Here is a 16,160-nt window from a genome sequence, read left to right on the forward strand (position 1 = left end):
GGAGGGTCGAGGACAGTCTACGGTCACGTGCTGGCGCTCAGGCCTGGGCTCCAGCGCCGGATCGAGCGACAGGATGAGTCACCTCGACGCCGTCGATCACAGTGGAGATCAGCGTGGGCAGGGTCGCGCCGTCGAGATAGGGCAGCAGCGGGGTCCGGGCCCGCACATCGGTGCTCCACGCCGCGGTCCGCGAATCAGGGGTCTGCACCGCCAACGAGTCCACCTCCCAGATGGCGTAGGTGGCCCGGGCCCCAGGGTCCAGCTGCGCCGAGGTGGCGGGTGTGCCGCTGGACTCGGGCAGCGACCGGTAGGCGCCGCGAGTCTGCGCGTTGAACCCCGCCCGCACCGAGACCGGATCGCTCTCGTGGTGGACGTGTGCGCTCACCGCTGCCCAGGGGCTCTGTCCTGCCTCGGCGACGGCGCTGACCGGAACGCCGACGCTCAGTGCGGTGGCCAGGTGGCCGCGACCGCGCAGCACCACCTGCACGCCGGTGTTCAGCAGCGACTCCCATTCCTCCCGGGACGCGGAGTCGAAGCCGTGGAGCACCGTGGGCAGCCCACCTGGTGGACTCTGCCGCTTGGCGCGCATCTCGCCGGTGGAATCCACCAGGGCCGCCACCATGGTGGCCGGGGTGATGTTCTGACTCATGCGCAGGATGAGCTGACGCTGGGCCAGCGCGGCTGCGAGTCTGATGCTCAGCAGCTGTTCCAGCACGTCCTCAGCGGGGAGCTGCAGCGCCGCAGGGCGGCCGAGTATCGCATCCACGGTGCGGAGCAGCTCCGCGGCGGCCCGCACGGCGTCCAGCCGGTCAGCCACGCCGGATTCGGCGAGCCCGGTGAGCGTGAGCACCGGGTAGGCGCGAACCCGGTGCTCCGCGGCGGCCCTGAATGCGGTGTTCAACAACTCCTGGGCCACCTCGGCCTCGCTCAGCGCGGGCACCGGCAGTTCGATGTTCAGCCGCACGGCGCCGCAGCCCAGGGCTGCCGCCGCGTCCAGCGCCGCAGCGATCCGGGTGCCCCAGGAGCCGACGCCGGCGGTGCCGGGCGCCGCGTCAGCTGCAGCATCTCCGGCGGCATGTTCGGCGGCATGTTCGGCGGCATCGAGGTCCACCCAGCCCACGAAGGCGGGCGCCACCAGGGCCCGGTCCAGGTCCTGGATGACCAGGTCGGCGTCCTTGCGCTCTGCGGCGGTCTCGTCAGAGCCGACCCAGGCGATCAGTCCGTCCTCGACCAGCATCGCGTCTGCGTAGGGCTCAGAAGGGGAATGGATCGTGCCGTTGGTCAGCAGTCGCGGCGGGTGCGCGGCACCGGTGCTAGTCATCAGTTGGCTCCTCCAGGTTCTGATAGGCCACCGAGGAGTATGCCACCACTCCCCGGCCGATCAGCTGCACTGCCTCATGACAGCGCGCCGAGAGCTTGGCCGGGGTATGTGGGATCTTGCTCAGCTGATCCAGGGTGTCGATGCATTGTTTGGTCCAGCGCACGAAGTCTCCTGCGGCCAGCGGCGAGTCGTCCAGCGCGCTGCGCAGACTCTGGCCGTCCGCCCAGGCGTACATGGGCAGCACCAGGCCAAGCTCCGGGGCGGCGGTGGGTTCCAGGTGATGACGCTTCTCCAGAGCTTCAAGTTCAGCGTGAACCTCAATCCCGGTCCGCGCAGCCTGGGCCAGGCGCTTCGTCGGCATCACCGGCATGGCCCCCTCATCTTCGCGTTTGGCCTGGTAGACCAGCACCGTGACGAAGGCGGCCAGTTCCTGCGCGGTGAGCCCGGAGAGGACTCCGCGCTCCATGAGCAGCCCGGTGAACAGGTCTCGCTCGCCGTAGATGCGGCGCAGCTGCTGTCCGCGATCGGTCACCGCGAATTCCGTGGCGAACCACTCCTCCGCGGTGAATCCCGGACGCTGAAGCGCCGGCTCGACGGAGATCAGCTGTCCCGGGTCTGCCGGCGGGACGTGTGGCATCAGCTCCGGGTCCACCGCCTCCATGTGTCCGAGCTCATGCAGGACCCCGCAGACCCGGTCGAAGGTCTTGGCGATGGAGCCGGTGCGGCGGTCGATCTTCAGCTTGAGCTGATCGATCTCGCGCTGCAGCTTCCATGCGCGCTCGGCCCAGCGGGCGTGGTCCTCACGCTCGCTGCAGCCATGACAGGGGTGGCGCTGCAGAGCGCTCTGCAGCTGCTCCAGCGACTCCGCCTCGGTCTCCTCCTCGCGGAAGCCGAAACCGGGGGTGGGCGCGTTGGACCGCGGCGGCACCCGCTCGTGCATCGCAGCACGCATCGAGGAGGCGAGGTCCCGGCGCACCTTTGGCACCTTGACCTGGGGCTTGCGCGGGAGCCGGACGCTGGAGATGACCTCGGGCGGCTGGGCGAAGTCCTCGGCGGTGACATTGCGGAACTTGCCGTCGGCGGTGATCACTCCGGGCCGGGGGTCATGTTCGGGCGCACTGTGGACCACCAGGGACTCTCCGAAGCCGCGCTTGCCGCCGACCTCGATGACGTCGCCCGGCTGAAGCGCCGCGAGGACCCGGATGATCTCGCGTCGACGCTGCCGCTGGCGCGCCTTGGCCTGGTCCTTCTCCGCCTCACCGAGTCTGCGGCGCAGTGCGGCATATTCGCGGAAGTCCCCCAGATGGCAGGCCATCGCCTCCTCATAGCCGGCCATGGAGGATTCCCGCTTCGCCACATCCCGGGCGACGCCGACCACCGAGCGGTCGGCCTGGAATTGGGCGAAGGAGGATTCCAGAATGGTGCGCGCGCGTCGTCGTCCGAACTGGGCGGTGAGATTCACCGCCATGTTGTAGGAGGGCTTGAAGCTGGAGTTCAGCGGGTAGGTCCGCTTGGAGGCGAGTCCCGCGACCTGCCGCGGATCCATGCCCGGCTGCCAGACGACGACGGCGTGGCCTTCCACGTCGATTCCGCGCCGTCCGGCACGGCCGGTGAGCTGTGTGTACTCCCCCGGCGTGACATCGACGTGGGATTCGCCGTTGAACTTGTCCAGCTTCTCCAGGACCACGGTCCGGGCGGGCATGTTGATCCCCAGCGCCAGGGTCTCGGTGGCGAAGACCACCTTGAGCAGCCCCTCGGCGTAGAGCGCCTCGACGAGCTCTTTGAAGGGTGGGAGCATGCCGGCGTGGTGCGCGGCGACCCCGTTGATGAGCGCCTCACGGAAGCTCTCGAAGCCCAGGATGGCGAGGTCCTCGGCCGGGAGGTCCCAGCCCATCTGCTCGACCCGGGAAGTGATCTCGGCGGCCTCTTCCCGGGTGGTCAGCACGATGCCGGCGTTCAGGCACTGCTCCACAGCGGCCTCACAGCCCACTCGGGAGAAGATGAACCCGATGCAGGGGAGCAGACCGTCGCGGTCGAGAGCCCGGATCATCTTGGGCCGGTTCAGCCGCGGGCGCCCGGCGCCGGATCCGGAGATCCCGGAGGCGCCCGAGGTCCCCGCGCCGCCGCGGCTGCCGGCCCCGCCTCGGCTGGAGGAGGCGCTGCTGCGCAGCTCCTGGCGGGGGCCGCCGCCCGGTCCGCCCTTGCCAGAGCCGCGAACCGCGCCGCGACCCGGACCTCGACCGGGTCCCCGGCCGTTTCCGCGAGACCGGTTTCCGCCGCTGCGCCGGGAACTGGGCCCTTCGCTCTGATGCGCGAGGCGCTGCAGCTCGGGGTTGACCAGCGTCGGCGCGTCGTCGTCCTCCTCGTAGATGAAGAGATCGTGCAGCTCGTTGTCCACGAACATGTGCTGCCACAGCGGCACGGGACGGTGCTCGGAGACCACCACCGAGGTCTCCCCGCGCACCGTGTCCAACCAGGCGCCGAACTCTTCAGCGTTGGAGACCGTGGCCGAGAGAGCGACGACCTGGACGTGCTCAGGGAGGTGGATGATGACTTCCTCCCAGACGGCGCCGCGGAAACGGTCGGCCAGGTAGTGGACCTCGTCCATCACGACGTAGCCCAGATCCCGCAGCGTCGCGGAGTCCTGGTAGAGCATGTTGCGCAGCACCTCGGTGGTCATCACCACGATCTGCGCCTCGGAGTTGATCGAGGTGTCCCCGGTGAGCAGACCCACCTTGTCGGTGCCGTGGACCTCCACCAGCTCCTGATACTTCTGGTTCGAGAGCGCCTTGATCGGCGTCGTGTAGAACGTCTTGGTGTTGTGGGCCAGGCCGAGGTGGACGGCGAACTCGCCGACGATGGTCTTGCCCGCCCCGGTCGGGGCCGCGACCAGCACGGCCCGTCCTGCTTCCAGGTGCTGACAGGCCTGGACCTGGAAGTCATCGAGGTCGAAGGCCTGAGCCTGGCGGAAGACCCCGAGCTCAGTCTTGGCCTCCGCTGCTCGTCGACGTGACTGTGCGTAGCGCTCGGCCGGTGAACTCATGCTTCCAGCCTATGACATCGCGCCGGCTCGACTTCACGTGGCATCTCCGCCTCCGTCAGCTCATCCCGGGCCCCGCGAGCTGGCTAGACTGCAGCGATGACCACGGCTCCCTCTCCCCGGCGACAGATCCTGCTGGGGGCGCTGCTGCCGGCGTTCATCTTCAGCGTCGGCGCCGGTGCCATGATCCCGATCCTGGCTCCCTTCGCCGTGGAACGGGGCGCCACCCTCGCGGTGGCGGGCATCATCGCCGCGATGCTCCCGCTGGGTCAGATCCTCGCGGATCTGCCCGCCGGTGCGCTGGCGGCCCGAGTCGGCGATCGTCGTGCGATGCTGCTGGCCGCCGGTGCGGCCGCGCTCGGCTTCCTGGCCGCAGGGCTGGCCCCGTCCCTGCTCACCCTGGGCGCCGCCGTCGCTCTGGTCGGTGCCGCGAATGCGGTCTTCCACCTGGCGCGGCACTCCTATCTGACCGAGGTGACCCCGGTGCATCAGCGCGCCCGCGTGCTCTCCACCCTGGGCGGGGTGCATCGGATAGGGCAGTTCATCGGACCTTTCCTCGGCGCCGGGGTGATCGTCCTGGGAGACCTGCGCGCGGTGTTCGCGCTGGCGCTGCTGACTGCAGTCGCCGCGGGGGTCACGGTGCTGCTGGCACCGGAGATCGACACCCGGCCCGCCCGCGCGCCCGGCGTCGCCCGGGCCGGGTTCGCCCAGGTGATCGCGACCCACCGCGACCTGCTGCTGACCTTGGGGATGGCGTCGATGCTGGTCGGCGCCATCCGCGGGGCGCGTCAGCAGGTGCTTCCGCTCTGGGGTGAGCACATCGGGCTGGACCCCACCACGATCTCGCTGCTGTTCGGCCTCGCCGGTGGCATCGACATGCTGCTGTTCTACCCCGCGGGCAAGATCATGGACCGATTCGGCCGGCTCTGGATCGGAGTGCCCTCGATGATCTGCCTCGGGCTGGCCATGGCCCTGGTGCCGCTGGCGCATTCGGTGCCGGTGCTCGCCGGGGTGGCGGTGCTGCTGGGCATCAGCAACGGGCTGGGTTCCGGGGTGATGATGACGATCGCCTCGGACATCGCACCCTCCGACGCACGCCCGCAGTTCCTCGGCGCCTGGCGGCTGATGCAGGATCTCGGGATCGCCGCCGGTCCGCTGACCCTCGCCGCCGGGGCGGCGCTGGGCTCCCTGGCGGCCGGGATCTGGGTGGCCTCCGCCATGGGTCCGCTGGCAAGCGCAGGGCTGCTGCGCTGGCTGCCGCGCTATTCGGTCCACGCCAGTCGTCGGACCCGGAGGGCCGCAGGGCTCGAGTGACCCGGAGGGCCGCAGGGCTCGAGTGACCCGGAGGGCCGCTGGGCTGGAGCAGCGACCGCGCAGCGACACGCGGTCAGACGGGCAGCGCCCCCGGAGCCTTGGCGGTGCTGCGCCGGACCAGCAGATCGAAGCTCAGATCCATATTCTCCGGGTGTGTGCCGCCTGACTCGACCGTGGCGAGGATGAGCTTCGCCGCCGTCGATCCCTGACTCTGGGCGTGCTGGTCCACCGTGGTCAGCTCGAAGAGCCCACCGAGCTCGTGCCCGTCGATCCCGACGACCGAGAGGTCCTCGGGAACTCTGATCCCCAGCTCGCGCGCCGCGAGGACCGCCCCGATCGCCATCTCATCAGAGGCCGCCACGAGTCCAGTCATCCCGGTGCCAGGCATGCCCAGAAGCTGGCGGGCCGCATGGAAGCCACCGGGGATGGTGAAGTCTGCTTCACCGATGAGGGCGGGGTCGGTCTGCAGGCCCCGGCGCCGGAGTGCCTGGTCGAAGCCCTCCCGACGCTGGCTCGGGACCTTGTAGTCGGCGTCGAACCGTTCGGCACCGCCGATGAAGCCCAGCACCTCATGGCCCAGATCGAGCAGATGCGCTGCGGCAAGCTCGGTGATGGCCAGGTCATCGATCGCGACGCCGGGCAGCGTGCCGGAGGTGCCGCCGATGATGACCACGGGGATGCCGAGTCGCTTCAGCTCCAGCTCCTCCCATTCGCTGAGCTCCAGGGCCACGACGACGACGGCGTCGACCCGGCGTCGTCGGAGGAAGGCGCTGAAGATCTCTCGACGCACCTCGGGGTCTCCGGTGACGTTGTACAGGGTCACGTCGTAGCCCGCGCTGGTCGCCTCGTCGGAGATGCCGGTGAGCACGGTGTTGAAGAACCACCGGTGCAGCTCCGGCATGATCACCCCGAGATTGCGCATCCGGCCTGAGGCCAGGCTGGACGCCGCGGAGGAGGCCACGTAGTCAAGTTCCGCGGCGACCTTCAGGATCTTGGCCCGCGTGCTAGTCGAGACGTTGCCCCGTCCGCTCAGCGCACGGGAGACCGTCGCGGCGGACACCCCCGCGGCCTTGGCGACATCATCCAGGCTCGTCATCAGCCGGCGTGCCGGCGCAGCCACACGGTGCAGTCGGCCGGAACCTCAGCCCCCTTCAGCGCAGCGGTGGCGAGCAGCACGTCGTGCTCGGCGGGCAGCGCCACCGGCTGCGTTCCGGTGTTTGCGAGCACCGTCACGTCCTGGTTGGCGAACATCAGCACGGAACCCTCGTTCCCGGGCAGCCAGCGCAGCTGCCCGAGGCCCAGATCGTGTTCCGCACGCAGTGCAAGCATCCGCCGGTAGAGGTTCAGCGTGGAGTCAGGGTCGGCGCGCTGGACGTCCCGGGCTAGGCTCTTCCAGCGCTCCGGCTGGGGAAGCCACGGCGTGCCGCCTGCGGTGAACCCGAAGGTGTCAGCGTCGGCGACCCAGGGCAGCGGGACCCGGCATCCGTCACGGCCGAAGCGTTCTCCCGCGGTGCGGAACCAGGTCGGGTCCTGGCGGGCCGCATCGGGCAGGTCGTGGACCTCGTCGAGGCCGAGCTCTTCACCCTGGTAGATGTAGGAGGAGCCCGGCAGCGCCAGCATCAGGGCGGTGGCGGCGCGTGCACGGGCAAGACCGGTCTGCCGATCAGGCAGGCCCGGATGGTCTGGCCCGATGCCGCTTCCCTGCGGGTTCTCCCCGGTCAGCGAGAGCCGGGTGGCGTGGCGCACCACATCGTGGTTCGACAGCACCCAGGTGCTCGGGGCACCCACGGAGTTGAAGGCGTGCAGGGAGTCATCGATGACCCCACGCAGCTGTCCCGCATCCCACGGGGTCTCCAGGTACTGGAAGTTGAACGTCTGGTGCATCTCATCCGGTCGCACCCATAGGGCCGCCTTCTCCACGGAGGACACCCACGCCTCACCGCAGAGCGCCCGGTCGCCCTCGTACTCCTCAAGGACCAGGCGCCAGTCGCGGTAGACCTCATGCACCTCGGTCTGCTCGAAGTAGGGCGCCGGGGTCTCCTCGCCGCCCATCGATGCGGCGTCGACATCCGGGGTGTAGTCCGGGAAGTCCTGATCCTTCACCAGTCCATGGGCCACATCGACGCGGAAGCCGTCGACTCCGCGGTCCAGCCAGAAGCGCAGGATCCGCCGGAACTCCTCCTTGACCTCGTCTTTGGACCAGTCGAAGTCCGGCTGGCTGGAGTCGAAGAGATGCAGATACCACTGACCCGGCGTGCCGTCGGGCTCGGTGATGCGCGTCCAGGCGGGTCCGCCGAAGATCGACTGCCAGTTGTTCGGGGGCTCCTCCCCCTGGGCTCCTGAGCCGTCGCGGAAGATGTAGCGGGCGCGCTCCGGGCTCCCGGGTGCCGCGGCCAGGGCCTGTCGGAACCATTCGTGCTGATCCGATGAATGGTTGGGCACCAGGTCCACGATCACGCGGATGCCGAACTCGTGGGCGCGCGCCAGCAGGGTGTCGAAGTCGGCCAGCGTGCCGAAGATGGGGTCCACGTCGCAGTAGTCAGCGACGTCATAGCCGGCATCCTTCTGCGGTGAGGTCATGAAGGGGCTCAGCCAGATCGCATCCACACCGAGACCATGCAGCTCTCCGAGCCGGGCCGTGATTCCGGGAAGGTCCCCGATGCCGTCGCCGGTGGAGTCGCTGAATGAGCGCGGATAGATCTGGTAGATCACTGCGCTGCGCCACCATTCGGCGGCAGTCCCATGCTCCTCGGTCGTCGCAGCTCCTCGAGGGGCGACGTCGGCGGTGAAGGTGGAGGTGCGCAGGTCCTGGTGAACAGTCATGTCTCCAGCATATATGTAAGCGCTTCCACCTGGACAGCCTCGGCACACAACCGCTTGCACCGCCCTGAAAAAGTGGCTGCCACACCAGAAACATCGCATCATGAACCATAAGCGCTGGCCACAGGGCCTTTCCTCCCCTCACTGCCGACTGCCCGCTCAGGGTTGCGTGGATCACATTCTGTCCCCATACTGGAAGCGCTTGCACTCAGGACGGCGGGGTCATCGACTCCGCTTCTTCACAGAGAGGGACACCGATGACGGTGAACACCGGAAGATTCACGACGATGACCGCGCTCCTGGGGCTGGGGGCACTGGCACTGACCTCCTGCGGCTCGGGAGGCGACTCCCCCGACGCTGACGCAGCCGATCCCGCTGAGACCGAGACGACAGAGGCCGAGACGACGGAGTCCGAGGCTGGAGAGACCGAGGACGGCGATTCTGAGGGCGGCGAAGCAGCCGCCTCCGGCAGCCTGACCATCTGGGCCGATGCCAACCGGGCAGAGGTCCTGGCCGACGTGGCGGAGGACTTCGAGTCCGACACCGGCATCTCGGTGGAGATCGTGCAGCAGGACTTCGAGGAGATCCGAGACCAGTTCGTCTCCCAGGTCCCCACCGGTGAAGGCCCCGACATCGCCGTCGGCGCCCACGACTGGCTCGGGGTCCTGGTGAACAACGGCGTGGTCGCCCCGGTCGAGCTCGGTGACACAGCAGGTGACTTTGAAGAGATCGCCGTGGACGCCTGGACCTATGAAGGGCAGACCTACGGCCTCCCCTACTCGATCGAGAACATCGCGCTGCTGCGCAACACCGAGCTGGCTCCCGAGGCCCCGGCCGATTTCGACGCGATGATCCAGATGGGCGAGGAGGCCGGCACCGAATATCCGTTCCTGGTCGGCCTGACCCCCAACGAGAGCGACCCCTACCACCTCTACCCCTTCCAGACCTCCTTCGGGGCCCCGGTCTTCGGCACTGACGAGGACGGGAGCTACGACTCCTCGCAGCTGACCATGGCCGACGCCGGCGGAGAAGAGTTCGCCGGCTGGCTGGCGGAACAGGGCGAGGCCGGTGTGCTGAACCTCAACATCGACGGAGACCTGGCGCAGGAGAGCTTCAACGGCGGCAATTCGCCGTTCTTCCTGACCGGTCCCTGGAACGTGACCGGCGCGCAGGAGGCCGGCATCGACGTCGCGGTGGATCCGATCCCGGCCGCCGGAGACCAGGACGCGCAGCCCTTCGCCGGAGTACAGGGATTCTTCCTGTCCTCGCAGAGCGAGAACGTCGTGGCCGCGAGCAACTTCCTGATCAACTACGTCGGCACCGCGGAGGTCCAGACGGCGCTCTACGAGACCGGTGGACGCGCGCCCGCACTCACCGAGTCCTTCGACCAGGCCCTGAGCGAGGATGAGATCGTCGCCGGATTCGGCGAGGTCGGTGCAGAGGCTGTGCCGATGCCGGCGATCCCCGAGATGGGCGCGGTCTGGGACGACTGGGGATCCAGCCAGGCCGCGATCATCAAGGGCGACGGCGACCCGGTGGAACTCTGGCAGAAGATGTCCCAGGACATCACCTCTGCGATCGACTGATCGATGAGCACACTGACCACCACCAGAACCGATGACCGCTCCGCCGACGGGCGCCGCGCCCGGCGCACCGCCGAGGCCGCAGGCGTCGGGTGGAAGCTGCTGCTGCTGAAGATCACCGTGCTGGGGCTGCTCAACGCCGCCTCGGTGTATGCCGCCATGGTGCTCTTCTTCAACGAGAGGTGGCTCATCGGCACTCTGGTGGTGGTCAGCGGTGCCTTCCTGACCTGGATCTACTTTCAGCGCGGAGCGCTTCCCGCGAAGTATCTCGCCCCAGGAGTGGTGTTCCTCCTGATCTTCCAGGTCTTCGTCATCCTCTACTCCGGCTACGTCGCCTTCACCAACTATGGGACCGGCCACAACAGCACCAAGGACCACGCGATCCACGCGATCATGCTCCAGACCCAGGACCGGGTGCCGGATTCGCCGACGTATCAGCTCACCGTTGTGGAACGCTCCGGGGAGCTCGGATTCGCGGTCACCACGGAGGCCGGCGAGGTCCTTCTCGGGTCCGCTGAGACCCCTCTGGATGATGTTCGGGGCGCCGTCGTCGAAGACGATCGCGTGGTTCAGGTGCCCGACCATGAGGTGCTGAGCTTCGCCGAGCTCGTAGATCGGCAGCAGGAGCTGACCACACTCGCTGTTCCACTCTCAGACGACCCCAACGCCGGAGCGCTGCGCACCCAGGACGGGCAGCGGGCGTATGTCTACACCTCACGCTTCGTCTATGACGAGGCCGCGGACACCCTGACCAACACGCAGAGCGGAGAGACGTATACCGACGGCGGGGAAGGTGCGTTCGTCACCGCGGCCGGGGATCAGCTGATGCCCGGCTGGCGGGTCAACGTGGGTCTGGACAACTTCGTCCGCGCCATCACCGAGGAGTCCATCCGTGGACCGCTGCTCTACGTCACGGCCTGGACCTTCGCGTTCGCGTTCCTCTCGGTGGCGACCACGTTCATCCTGGGCCTGTTCCTGGCGATCGTCTTCAACGACCCCCGGATGAAGTCCCGCAAGTATTACCGCCTGATCATGATCCTGCCCTACGCCTTCCCGGGATTCCTCTCCGCGCTGGTCTGGGCCGGGATGATGAACCAGGAGTTCGGGTTCATCAACAACGTGCTCTTCGGCGGGGCATCGATCCCCTGGCTCAGCGATCCATGGCTGGCCAAGCTGAGCATCCTGATCGTGAACCTGTGGCTGGGCTTCCCCTACATGTTCTTGGTCTGCACCGGTGCGCTGCAGTCGATCCCCGAGGAGCTCACCGAAGCCGCCCAGATGGACGGGGCCAGACCGTTCCAGGCGTTCCGGCAGATCAAGTTCCCGCTGCTGCTGGTCTCGATCGCTCCGCTGCTGATCTCCTCCTTCGCCTTCAACTTCAACAACTTCAACCTGGTGTACATGCTCACCGGTGGTGGGCCCCGGGACATCGAGGCCGGGATCAATGTGGGCTCCACGGACATCTTGATCTCCATGGTCTACAAGGTGGCGTTCGTCGGATCCCAGAGCGACTACGGGCTGGCCAGCGCCTTCTCCATCCTGATCTTCTTCATCGTCGGCACCATCTCCGTGATCGCCTTCCGGCGCACCCGAGCACTTGAGGAGTTGAACTGAGATGGCCCTGTCACAGCGCACGCTCACCCCCCGCCAGCCCACTTCCGACCCAGTCACCCGCGGCACGCCCACGCCCCGCGCACCCACCCGCCTGCGCTCCTTCCGACGCTGGTTCTCCCAGACCGGATGGCGCCACCTGGTCGGCGTCGCCGTCGTCATCTTCGCCGCCTTCCCGCTGGTCTACGTGTTCTCCGCCTCGCTGAACCCCGGCGGCACGCTGATCACGGCCAACACGTTGTTCGGGAACCTGAGCCTGCAGAGCTATGTGGACCTGTTCAATCGTCCGCAGCAGCCCTTCGCCGCCTGGTACGTCAACACCCTGTTCATCGGGTTCAGCGCCTCCGCCGGCAGCGTGATGCTCGGCGCCCTGGCCGCCTACGCGTTCTCCCGGATGCGCTTCACCGGGCGCCGGTTCGGTCTGATCACCATCCTGCTGGTGCAGATGTTCCCGCAGCTCCTGGCCATGGTGGCCATCTTCCTGCTGATGCTCTCGATCGGTGAGATCTTCCCGGCCATCGGGCTGAACAGCCAGATCGGCCTCATCATGGTCTACCTCGGGGGCGCCCTGGGTGTGAACACCTATCTGATGTACGGCTTCTTCAACACGATCCCAGTCTCCATCGACGAGGCAGCCAGGATCGACGGGGCCGGCCACGCGCGGATCTTCTTCACCATCATCCTTCCGCTGGTCTCCCCGATCCTCGCGGTGGTCGCCCTGCTGTCCCTGGTCGCCACGCTCAGCGAGTTCGTCATCGCCTCGGTGCTGCTGCGGGATCCGGAGAAGCAGACCCTGGCGGTCGGCCTCTACCAGTTCATCTCGCAGGAGACCTCACAGAACTGGTCCGTCTTCGCCGCCGGAGCGGTCCTGGCGGCGATCATCCCGGTGGCCCTGTTTCTGGCGCTGCAGCGATACATCGTCTCGGGTCTGGTCGCAGGCAGCGTTAAGTGACGCCGGCCGGCGTCTACTAGGGTGGGTTTCGCCGTCCGGAGTGGGCGCGTGATCGTCGAGGAGACAACCATGAGCCCCAGCAGCCAGCGCATCGCCACAGTGTATGACCAGGTCATCGCGCGAAATCCTGGGGAGCTTGAGTTTCATCAGGCCGTCAAGGAGGTCTTCGACTCGCTGGGCCGGGTGCTCACGAAGTTCCCCGAATATGTTGAGGAATCGATCCTGGAACGGATCTGCGAGCCGGAGCGGCAGATCATCTTCCGCATCCCGTGGATCGATGACACCGGCCGGGTCCACATCAACCGCGGCTTCCGGGTGCAGTTCAACTCGGCTCTGGGTCCCTATAAGGGCGGGCTGCGCTTCGACCCCTCGGTCATGCTCGGCACGGTGAAGTTCCTCGGGTTCGAGCAGATCTTCAAGAACGCGCTGACCGGGCTGCCCATCGGGGGCGGCAAGGGCGGCAGCGACTTCAATCCCAAGGGCCGCAGCGACGGCGAGATCATGCGCTTCTGCCAGTCCTTCATGACCGAGGCCTACCGCCACATCGGCTCCTCAACCGATGTCCCGGCCGGCGACATCGGCGTCGGGCGCCGGGAGATCGGCTATCTCTTCGGCCAGTACAAGCGCATCGTGAACAGCTATGAGGCCGGGGTCATCACCGGAAAGGGAACCTCCTGGGGCGGATCCCTGGTGCGCACCGAGGCCACCGGCTACGGGACCGTGTTCTTCACCGAACACATGCTCGGCGCCACCGACCGAAGCCTGGACGGCTCGCGGGTGCTGGTCTCCGGATCCGGCAATGTCGCGTTCTACGCCATCGAGAAGATCCACGCCCTGGGCGGCCTCGTGGTGGGTGCCTCCGATTCCTCCGGTGCCGTCCATGACCCGAAGGGCATCGACCTGGAGCTGCTGCGCGAGATCAAGCAGGTCCAGCGCGGACGCATCAGTGACTACGCCGCCCACCGCGACACCGCCGAGTTCATCGCGGACAGGCCGGTATGGGCCGTCGCCGAGAAGCACGACGTCGATGTCGCGCTGCCCTGCGCGACGCAGAACGAGCTCGACGACGACGACGCGCAGCTCCTGCTCAAGGCCGGCGTCAAAGCGGTGGTCGAGGGCGCGAACATGCCCACCACGCCGGCAGCCATCGCTCGGCTCCGCGAGGCGGGGGCGCTCTTCGGACCAGGCAAGGCCGCCAACGCCGGTGGCGTGGCGACCTCGGCCCTGGAGATGCAGCAGAACTCGATCCGGGACTCCTGGACCTTCGAGTACACCGAGGCCCGGCTCGCGGAGATCATGGAGAACATCCACGCCCGCTGCGCCGGCACCGCCGATGAGTACGGGGTCCCCGGGGACTACGTCGCCGGCGCGAACATCGCGGGGTTCACCCAGGTGGCCGACGCGATGATCGCCCAGGGCGTCATCTGAGTCGTCCCCGAGTCCACTGGGCTCAGCCGGTGGTCACCGGCTCCAGCGCCTCGGTCTCGGCATCGGTGAACAGCCGGGAACGGATGAGGAACCGCTGGCCGGTAGGTCCTTCGATGCTGAATCCAGCGCCTCGGCCCGGTGCCACATCGATGGTGATGTGCGTGTGGGACCAGTACTGGAACTGGGCCTGGGAGATCCAGACCGGCACCGGCTCCGGGGTCCCAGGGTCCAGCCGGCCCAGCAGCACATCCGCTGGGCCGGTGAGGAAGGTCCCCTGGGTGAAGCACATCGGAGCCGATCCGTCACAGCAGCCTCCTGACTGATGAAACATCAGCGGCTGCCCGTGGCTGTCTCGCAGCCGGACCAGCAGCGCCGCGGCCGCATCGGTGACGGCGATCCGTGAAGTGCTCATCGCGTGATCATGCTCCTCTCCCCCTGCTCATTCCGCCTAGAAGAATCCCAGCTTGTCCTCGCTGTAGCTGACCAGCATGTTCTTGGTCTGCTGGTAGTGCGAGAGCATCATCAGGTGATTCTCTCGGCCGATCCCGGAGTTCTTATAGCCTCCGAAGGCGGCGTGGGCCGGGTACTGGTGGTAGCAGTTTGTCCAGACGCGTCCGGCCTGGATGTCCCGGCCGGCCCGGTAGGCGATGTTCGCCTCGCGGGACCAGACCCCGGCGCCCAGACCGTAGAGCGTGTCGTTGGCGATCTGGATGCCTTCGGCGTAGTCCTTGAACTCGGTGACCGAGACGACCGGACCGAAGATCTCCTCCTGAAAGACCCGCATGGAGTTCTGGCCCTTGAAGATGGTCGGCTCCACGTAGTAGCCCTCTGAGAGGTCCCCACCCAGGTCCACCCGGTTTCCACCGGTGAGGACCTCCGCGCCCTCCTGCTGACCGATGTCGATGTAGCTGAGGATCTTCTCCAGCTGGTCGTTGCTGGCCTGGGCGCCGACCTGGGTGTCGGTGTCCAGCGGGTTTCCCTGCTTGACCAGCTTGGTCCGCGCCACGGCCTTCTCGAGGAACTCGTCGTAGATGCTGGACTGGATCAGCGCACGCGAGGGGCAGGTGCAGACCTCGCCCTGGTTCAGCGCGAACATGGTGAAGCCCTCGAGCGCCTTGTCATAGAAGGCGTCATCGACTCGGGCGACGTCTTCGAAGAAGAGGTTCGGGCTCTTGCCGCCGAGCTCCAGGGTCATCGGGATGAGGTTCTGTGAGGCGTACTGCATGATCAGTCGCCCGGTGGTGGTCTCACCGGTGAAGGCGATCTTGCGGATCCGTGGGCTGGAGGCCAGCGGGGCGCCGGCCTCGGCGCCGAAGCCGTTGACCACATTGAGCACCCCGGCCGGCAGCAGGTCTCCGATGACCTCCATCAGCACCAGGATCGAGGCGGGGGTCTGCTCTGCGGGCTTGAGCACCACGGCGTTGCCTGCCGAGAGCGCCGGCGCCAGCTTCCACACCGCCATCAGGATCGGGAAGTTCCACGGAATGATCTGCCCCACCACGCCGAGCGGCTCGTTGAAGTGGTAGGCCACCGTGTCGGTGTCGATCTCGCTGATCCCGCTCTCCTGGGCCCGGATCGCACCGGCGAAGTAGCGGAAGTGATCCACGGCCAGCGGCAGGTCCGCCGCGAGAGTCTCTCGCACCGGCTTGCCGTTCTCCCAGGTCTCGGCGACCGCCAGCATCTCGAGGTTCTCCTCGATCCGGTCTGCGATCTTGTTCAGCACCACGGCCCGCTCGGCCACCGAGGTCTTGCCCCAGGCGGGCGCGGCGCGGTGGGCGGCGTCGAGGGCCAGGTCGATGTCTTCGGCCTTGGAGCGGGGAATCTCGGTGAAGCTCTTGCCTGTGAGCGGAGAGGGATTCTCGAAATACTCGCCACCCACCGGCGGGACCCACTCTCCGCCGATGTAGTTCTCGTAGCGGGACTTGTAGCTCATCAGTGCCCCGTCGGAGCCGGGCTGTGCATAGATGGTCATGTCGGGTTCCTTCCCATGTCGCTGCGCCTTGCGATCCGCTCCGAGTTCCGAAGATTCACGGCCGACGCTGTGATGTGCCTCACATGCACCCAGCGTAGAACTATCCAGGTTGCAGGACA

General features: G+C 67.5%; 11 protein-coding genes. 5 read left to right on the forward strand and 6 right to left on the reverse strand.

Going from position 1 to position 16,160, the window contains the following annotated elements; genetic code table 11:
• Nucleotides 1–37 precede the first annotated feature (37 nt).
• Nucleotides 38–1,321: a hypothetical protein gene (locus LSI54_RS07320; protein ID WP_241478056.1), complete on the reverse strand. Its 1,284-nt coding sequence runs from the start codon at nt 1,319–1,321 to the stop codon at nt 38–40.
• Nucleotides 1,314–4,364, reverse strand: coding sequence for a DEAD/DEAH box helicase (locus tag LSI54_RS07325; protein WP_241475840.1), 3,051 nt, complete (start codon nt 4,362–4,364; stop codon nt 1,314–1,316). Before LSI54_RS07325 ends, LSI54_RS07320 begins: the two co-directional genes overlap by 8 nt.
• A gap of 96 nt (nt 4,365–4,460) precedes the next feature.
• Here LSI54_RS07325 and LSI54_RS07330 point away from each other — a divergent pair, with 96 nt between their 5' ends.
• Entirely contained in the window at nt 4,461–5,675 is a 1,215-nt protein-coding gene (locus LSI54_RS07330) for an MFS transporter (protein ID WP_241471065.1), read from the forward strand.
• A 73-nt stretch (nt 5,676–5,748) separates the two neighbouring features.
• On the opposite strand, the gene LSI54_RS07335 is transcribed toward LSI54_RS07330, so the two are convergent.
• Together LSI54_RS07335 and LSI54_RS07340 are read right to left on the reverse strand one after the other, a co-directional pair.
• Nucleotides 5,749–6,795: a LacI family DNA-binding transcriptional regulator gene (locus tag LSI54_RS07335; RefSeq protein ID WP_241464780.1), complete on the reverse strand. Its 1,047-nt coding sequence runs from the start codon at nt 6,793–6,795 to the stop codon at nt 5,749–5,751.
• Complete coding sequence (locus LSI54_RS07340) at nt 6,771–8,498, reverse strand: glycoside hydrolase family 13 protein (RefSeq protein WP_241464781.1); 1,728 nt, start codon at nt 8,496–8,498, stop codon at nt 6,771–6,773. The genes LSI54_RS07335 and LSI54_RS07340 overlap by 25 nt, the downstream gene beginning before the upstream one ends.
• Before the next feature lie 284 nt (nt 8,499–8,782).
• Between LSI54_RS07340 and LSI54_RS07345 the strand changes: the two genes are divergently transcribed.
• The 4 genes from LSI54_RS07345 to gdhA all read left to right on the forward strand — a co-directional run bounded on the left by LSI54_RS07345 (nt 8,783) and on the right by gdhA (nt 14,069).
• A complete protein-coding gene (locus LSI54_RS07345) occupies nt 8,783–10,081 on the forward strand; it encodes a sugar ABC transporter substrate-binding protein (protein WP_241478057.1) in 1,299 nt (432 codons plus the stop codon).
• Nucleotides 10,082–10,084: 3 nt separating this feature from the next.
• A complete protein-coding gene (locus LSI54_RS07350) occupies nt 10,085–11,692 on the forward strand; it encodes an ABC transporter permease subunit (protein WP_241475845.1) in 1,608 nt (535 codons plus the stop codon).
• Between the two features lies 1 nt (nt 11,693).
• The gene (locus LSI54_RS07355; protein WP_241464784.1) at nt 11,694–12,641 is read left to right on the forward strand and encodes a sugar ABC transporter permease; all 948 of its coding nucleotides are present in this window, start codon (nt 11,694–11,696) and stop codon (nt 12,639–12,641) included.
• Between the two features lie 69 nt (nt 12,642–12,710).
• Entirely contained in the window at nt 12,711–14,069 is a 1,359-nt protein-coding gene (gene gdhA / locus LSI54_RS07360) for an NADP-specific glutamate dehydrogenase (RefSeq protein WP_241464785.1), read from the forward strand.
• A gap of 22 nt (nt 14,070–14,091) precedes the next feature.
• Here the strand turns inward: gdhA and LSI54_RS07365 are convergent, their stop codons facing one another.
• The gene (locus tag LSI54_RS07365; protein WP_241464786.1) at nt 14,092–14,481 is read right to left on the reverse strand and encodes a DUF779 domain-containing protein; all 390 of its coding nucleotides are present in this window, start codon (nt 14,479–14,481) and stop codon (nt 14,092–14,094) included.
• Between the two features lie 36 nt (nt 14,482–14,517).
• A complete protein-coding gene (adh, locus tag LSI54_RS07370; protein WP_241464787.1) occupies nt 14,518–16,041 on the reverse strand; it encodes an aldehyde dehydrogenase in 1,524 nt (507 codons plus the stop codon).
• Between the last annotated feature and the right edge of the window lie 119 nt (nt 16,042–16,160).

This window comes from Nesterenkonia sp. AY15, from assembly GCF_022565855.1.
In the GTDB taxonomy this organism is placed as follows: domain Bacteria; phylum Actinomycetota; class Actinomycetes; order Actinomycetales; family Micrococcaceae; genus Nesterenkonia.

Excerpts from the sequence above, each read along its gene's own strand:
- LSI54_RS07320 (WP_241478056.1), bottom strand. The coding sequence starts at position 1,321 with ATGACTAGCACCGGTGCCGCGCACCCGCCGCGACTGCTGACCAACGGC.
- LSI54_RS07325 (WP_241475840.1), bottom strand. The coding sequence starts at position 4,364 with ATGAGTTCACCGGCCGAGCGCTACGCACAGTCACGTCGACGAGCAGCG.
- LSI54_RS07330 (WP_241471065.1), top strand. The coding sequence starts at position 4,461 with ATGACCACGGCTCCCTCTCCCCGGCGACAGATCCTGCTGGGGGCGCTG.
- LSI54_RS07340 (WP_241464781.1), bottom strand. The coding sequence starts at position 8,498 with ATGACTGTTCACCAGGACCTGCGCACCTCCACCTTCACCGCCGACGTC.
- LSI54_RS07345 (WP_241478057.1), top strand. The coding sequence starts at position 8,783 with ATGACCGCGCTCCTGGGGCTGGGGGCACTGGCACTGACCTCCTGCGGC.
- LSI54_RS07350 (WP_241475845.1), top strand. The coding sequence starts at position 10,085 with ATGAGCACACTGACCACCACCAGAACCGATGACCGCTCCGCCGACGGG.
- LSI54_RS07355 (WP_241464784.1), top strand. The coding sequence starts at position 11,694 with ATGGCCCTGTCACAGCGCACGCTCACCCCCCGCCAGCCCACTTCCGAC.
- gdhA (WP_241464785.1), top strand. The coding sequence starts at position 12,711 with ATGAGCCCCAGCAGCCAGCGCATCGCCACAGTGTATGACCAGGTCATC.
- LSI54_RS07365 (WP_241464786.1), bottom strand. The coding sequence starts at position 14,481 with ATGAGCACTTCACGGATCGCCGTCACCGATGCGGCCGCGGCGCTGCTG.
- adh (WP_241464787.1), bottom strand. The coding sequence starts at position 16,041 with ATGACCATCTATGCACAGCCCGGCTCCGACGGGGCACTGATGAGCTAC.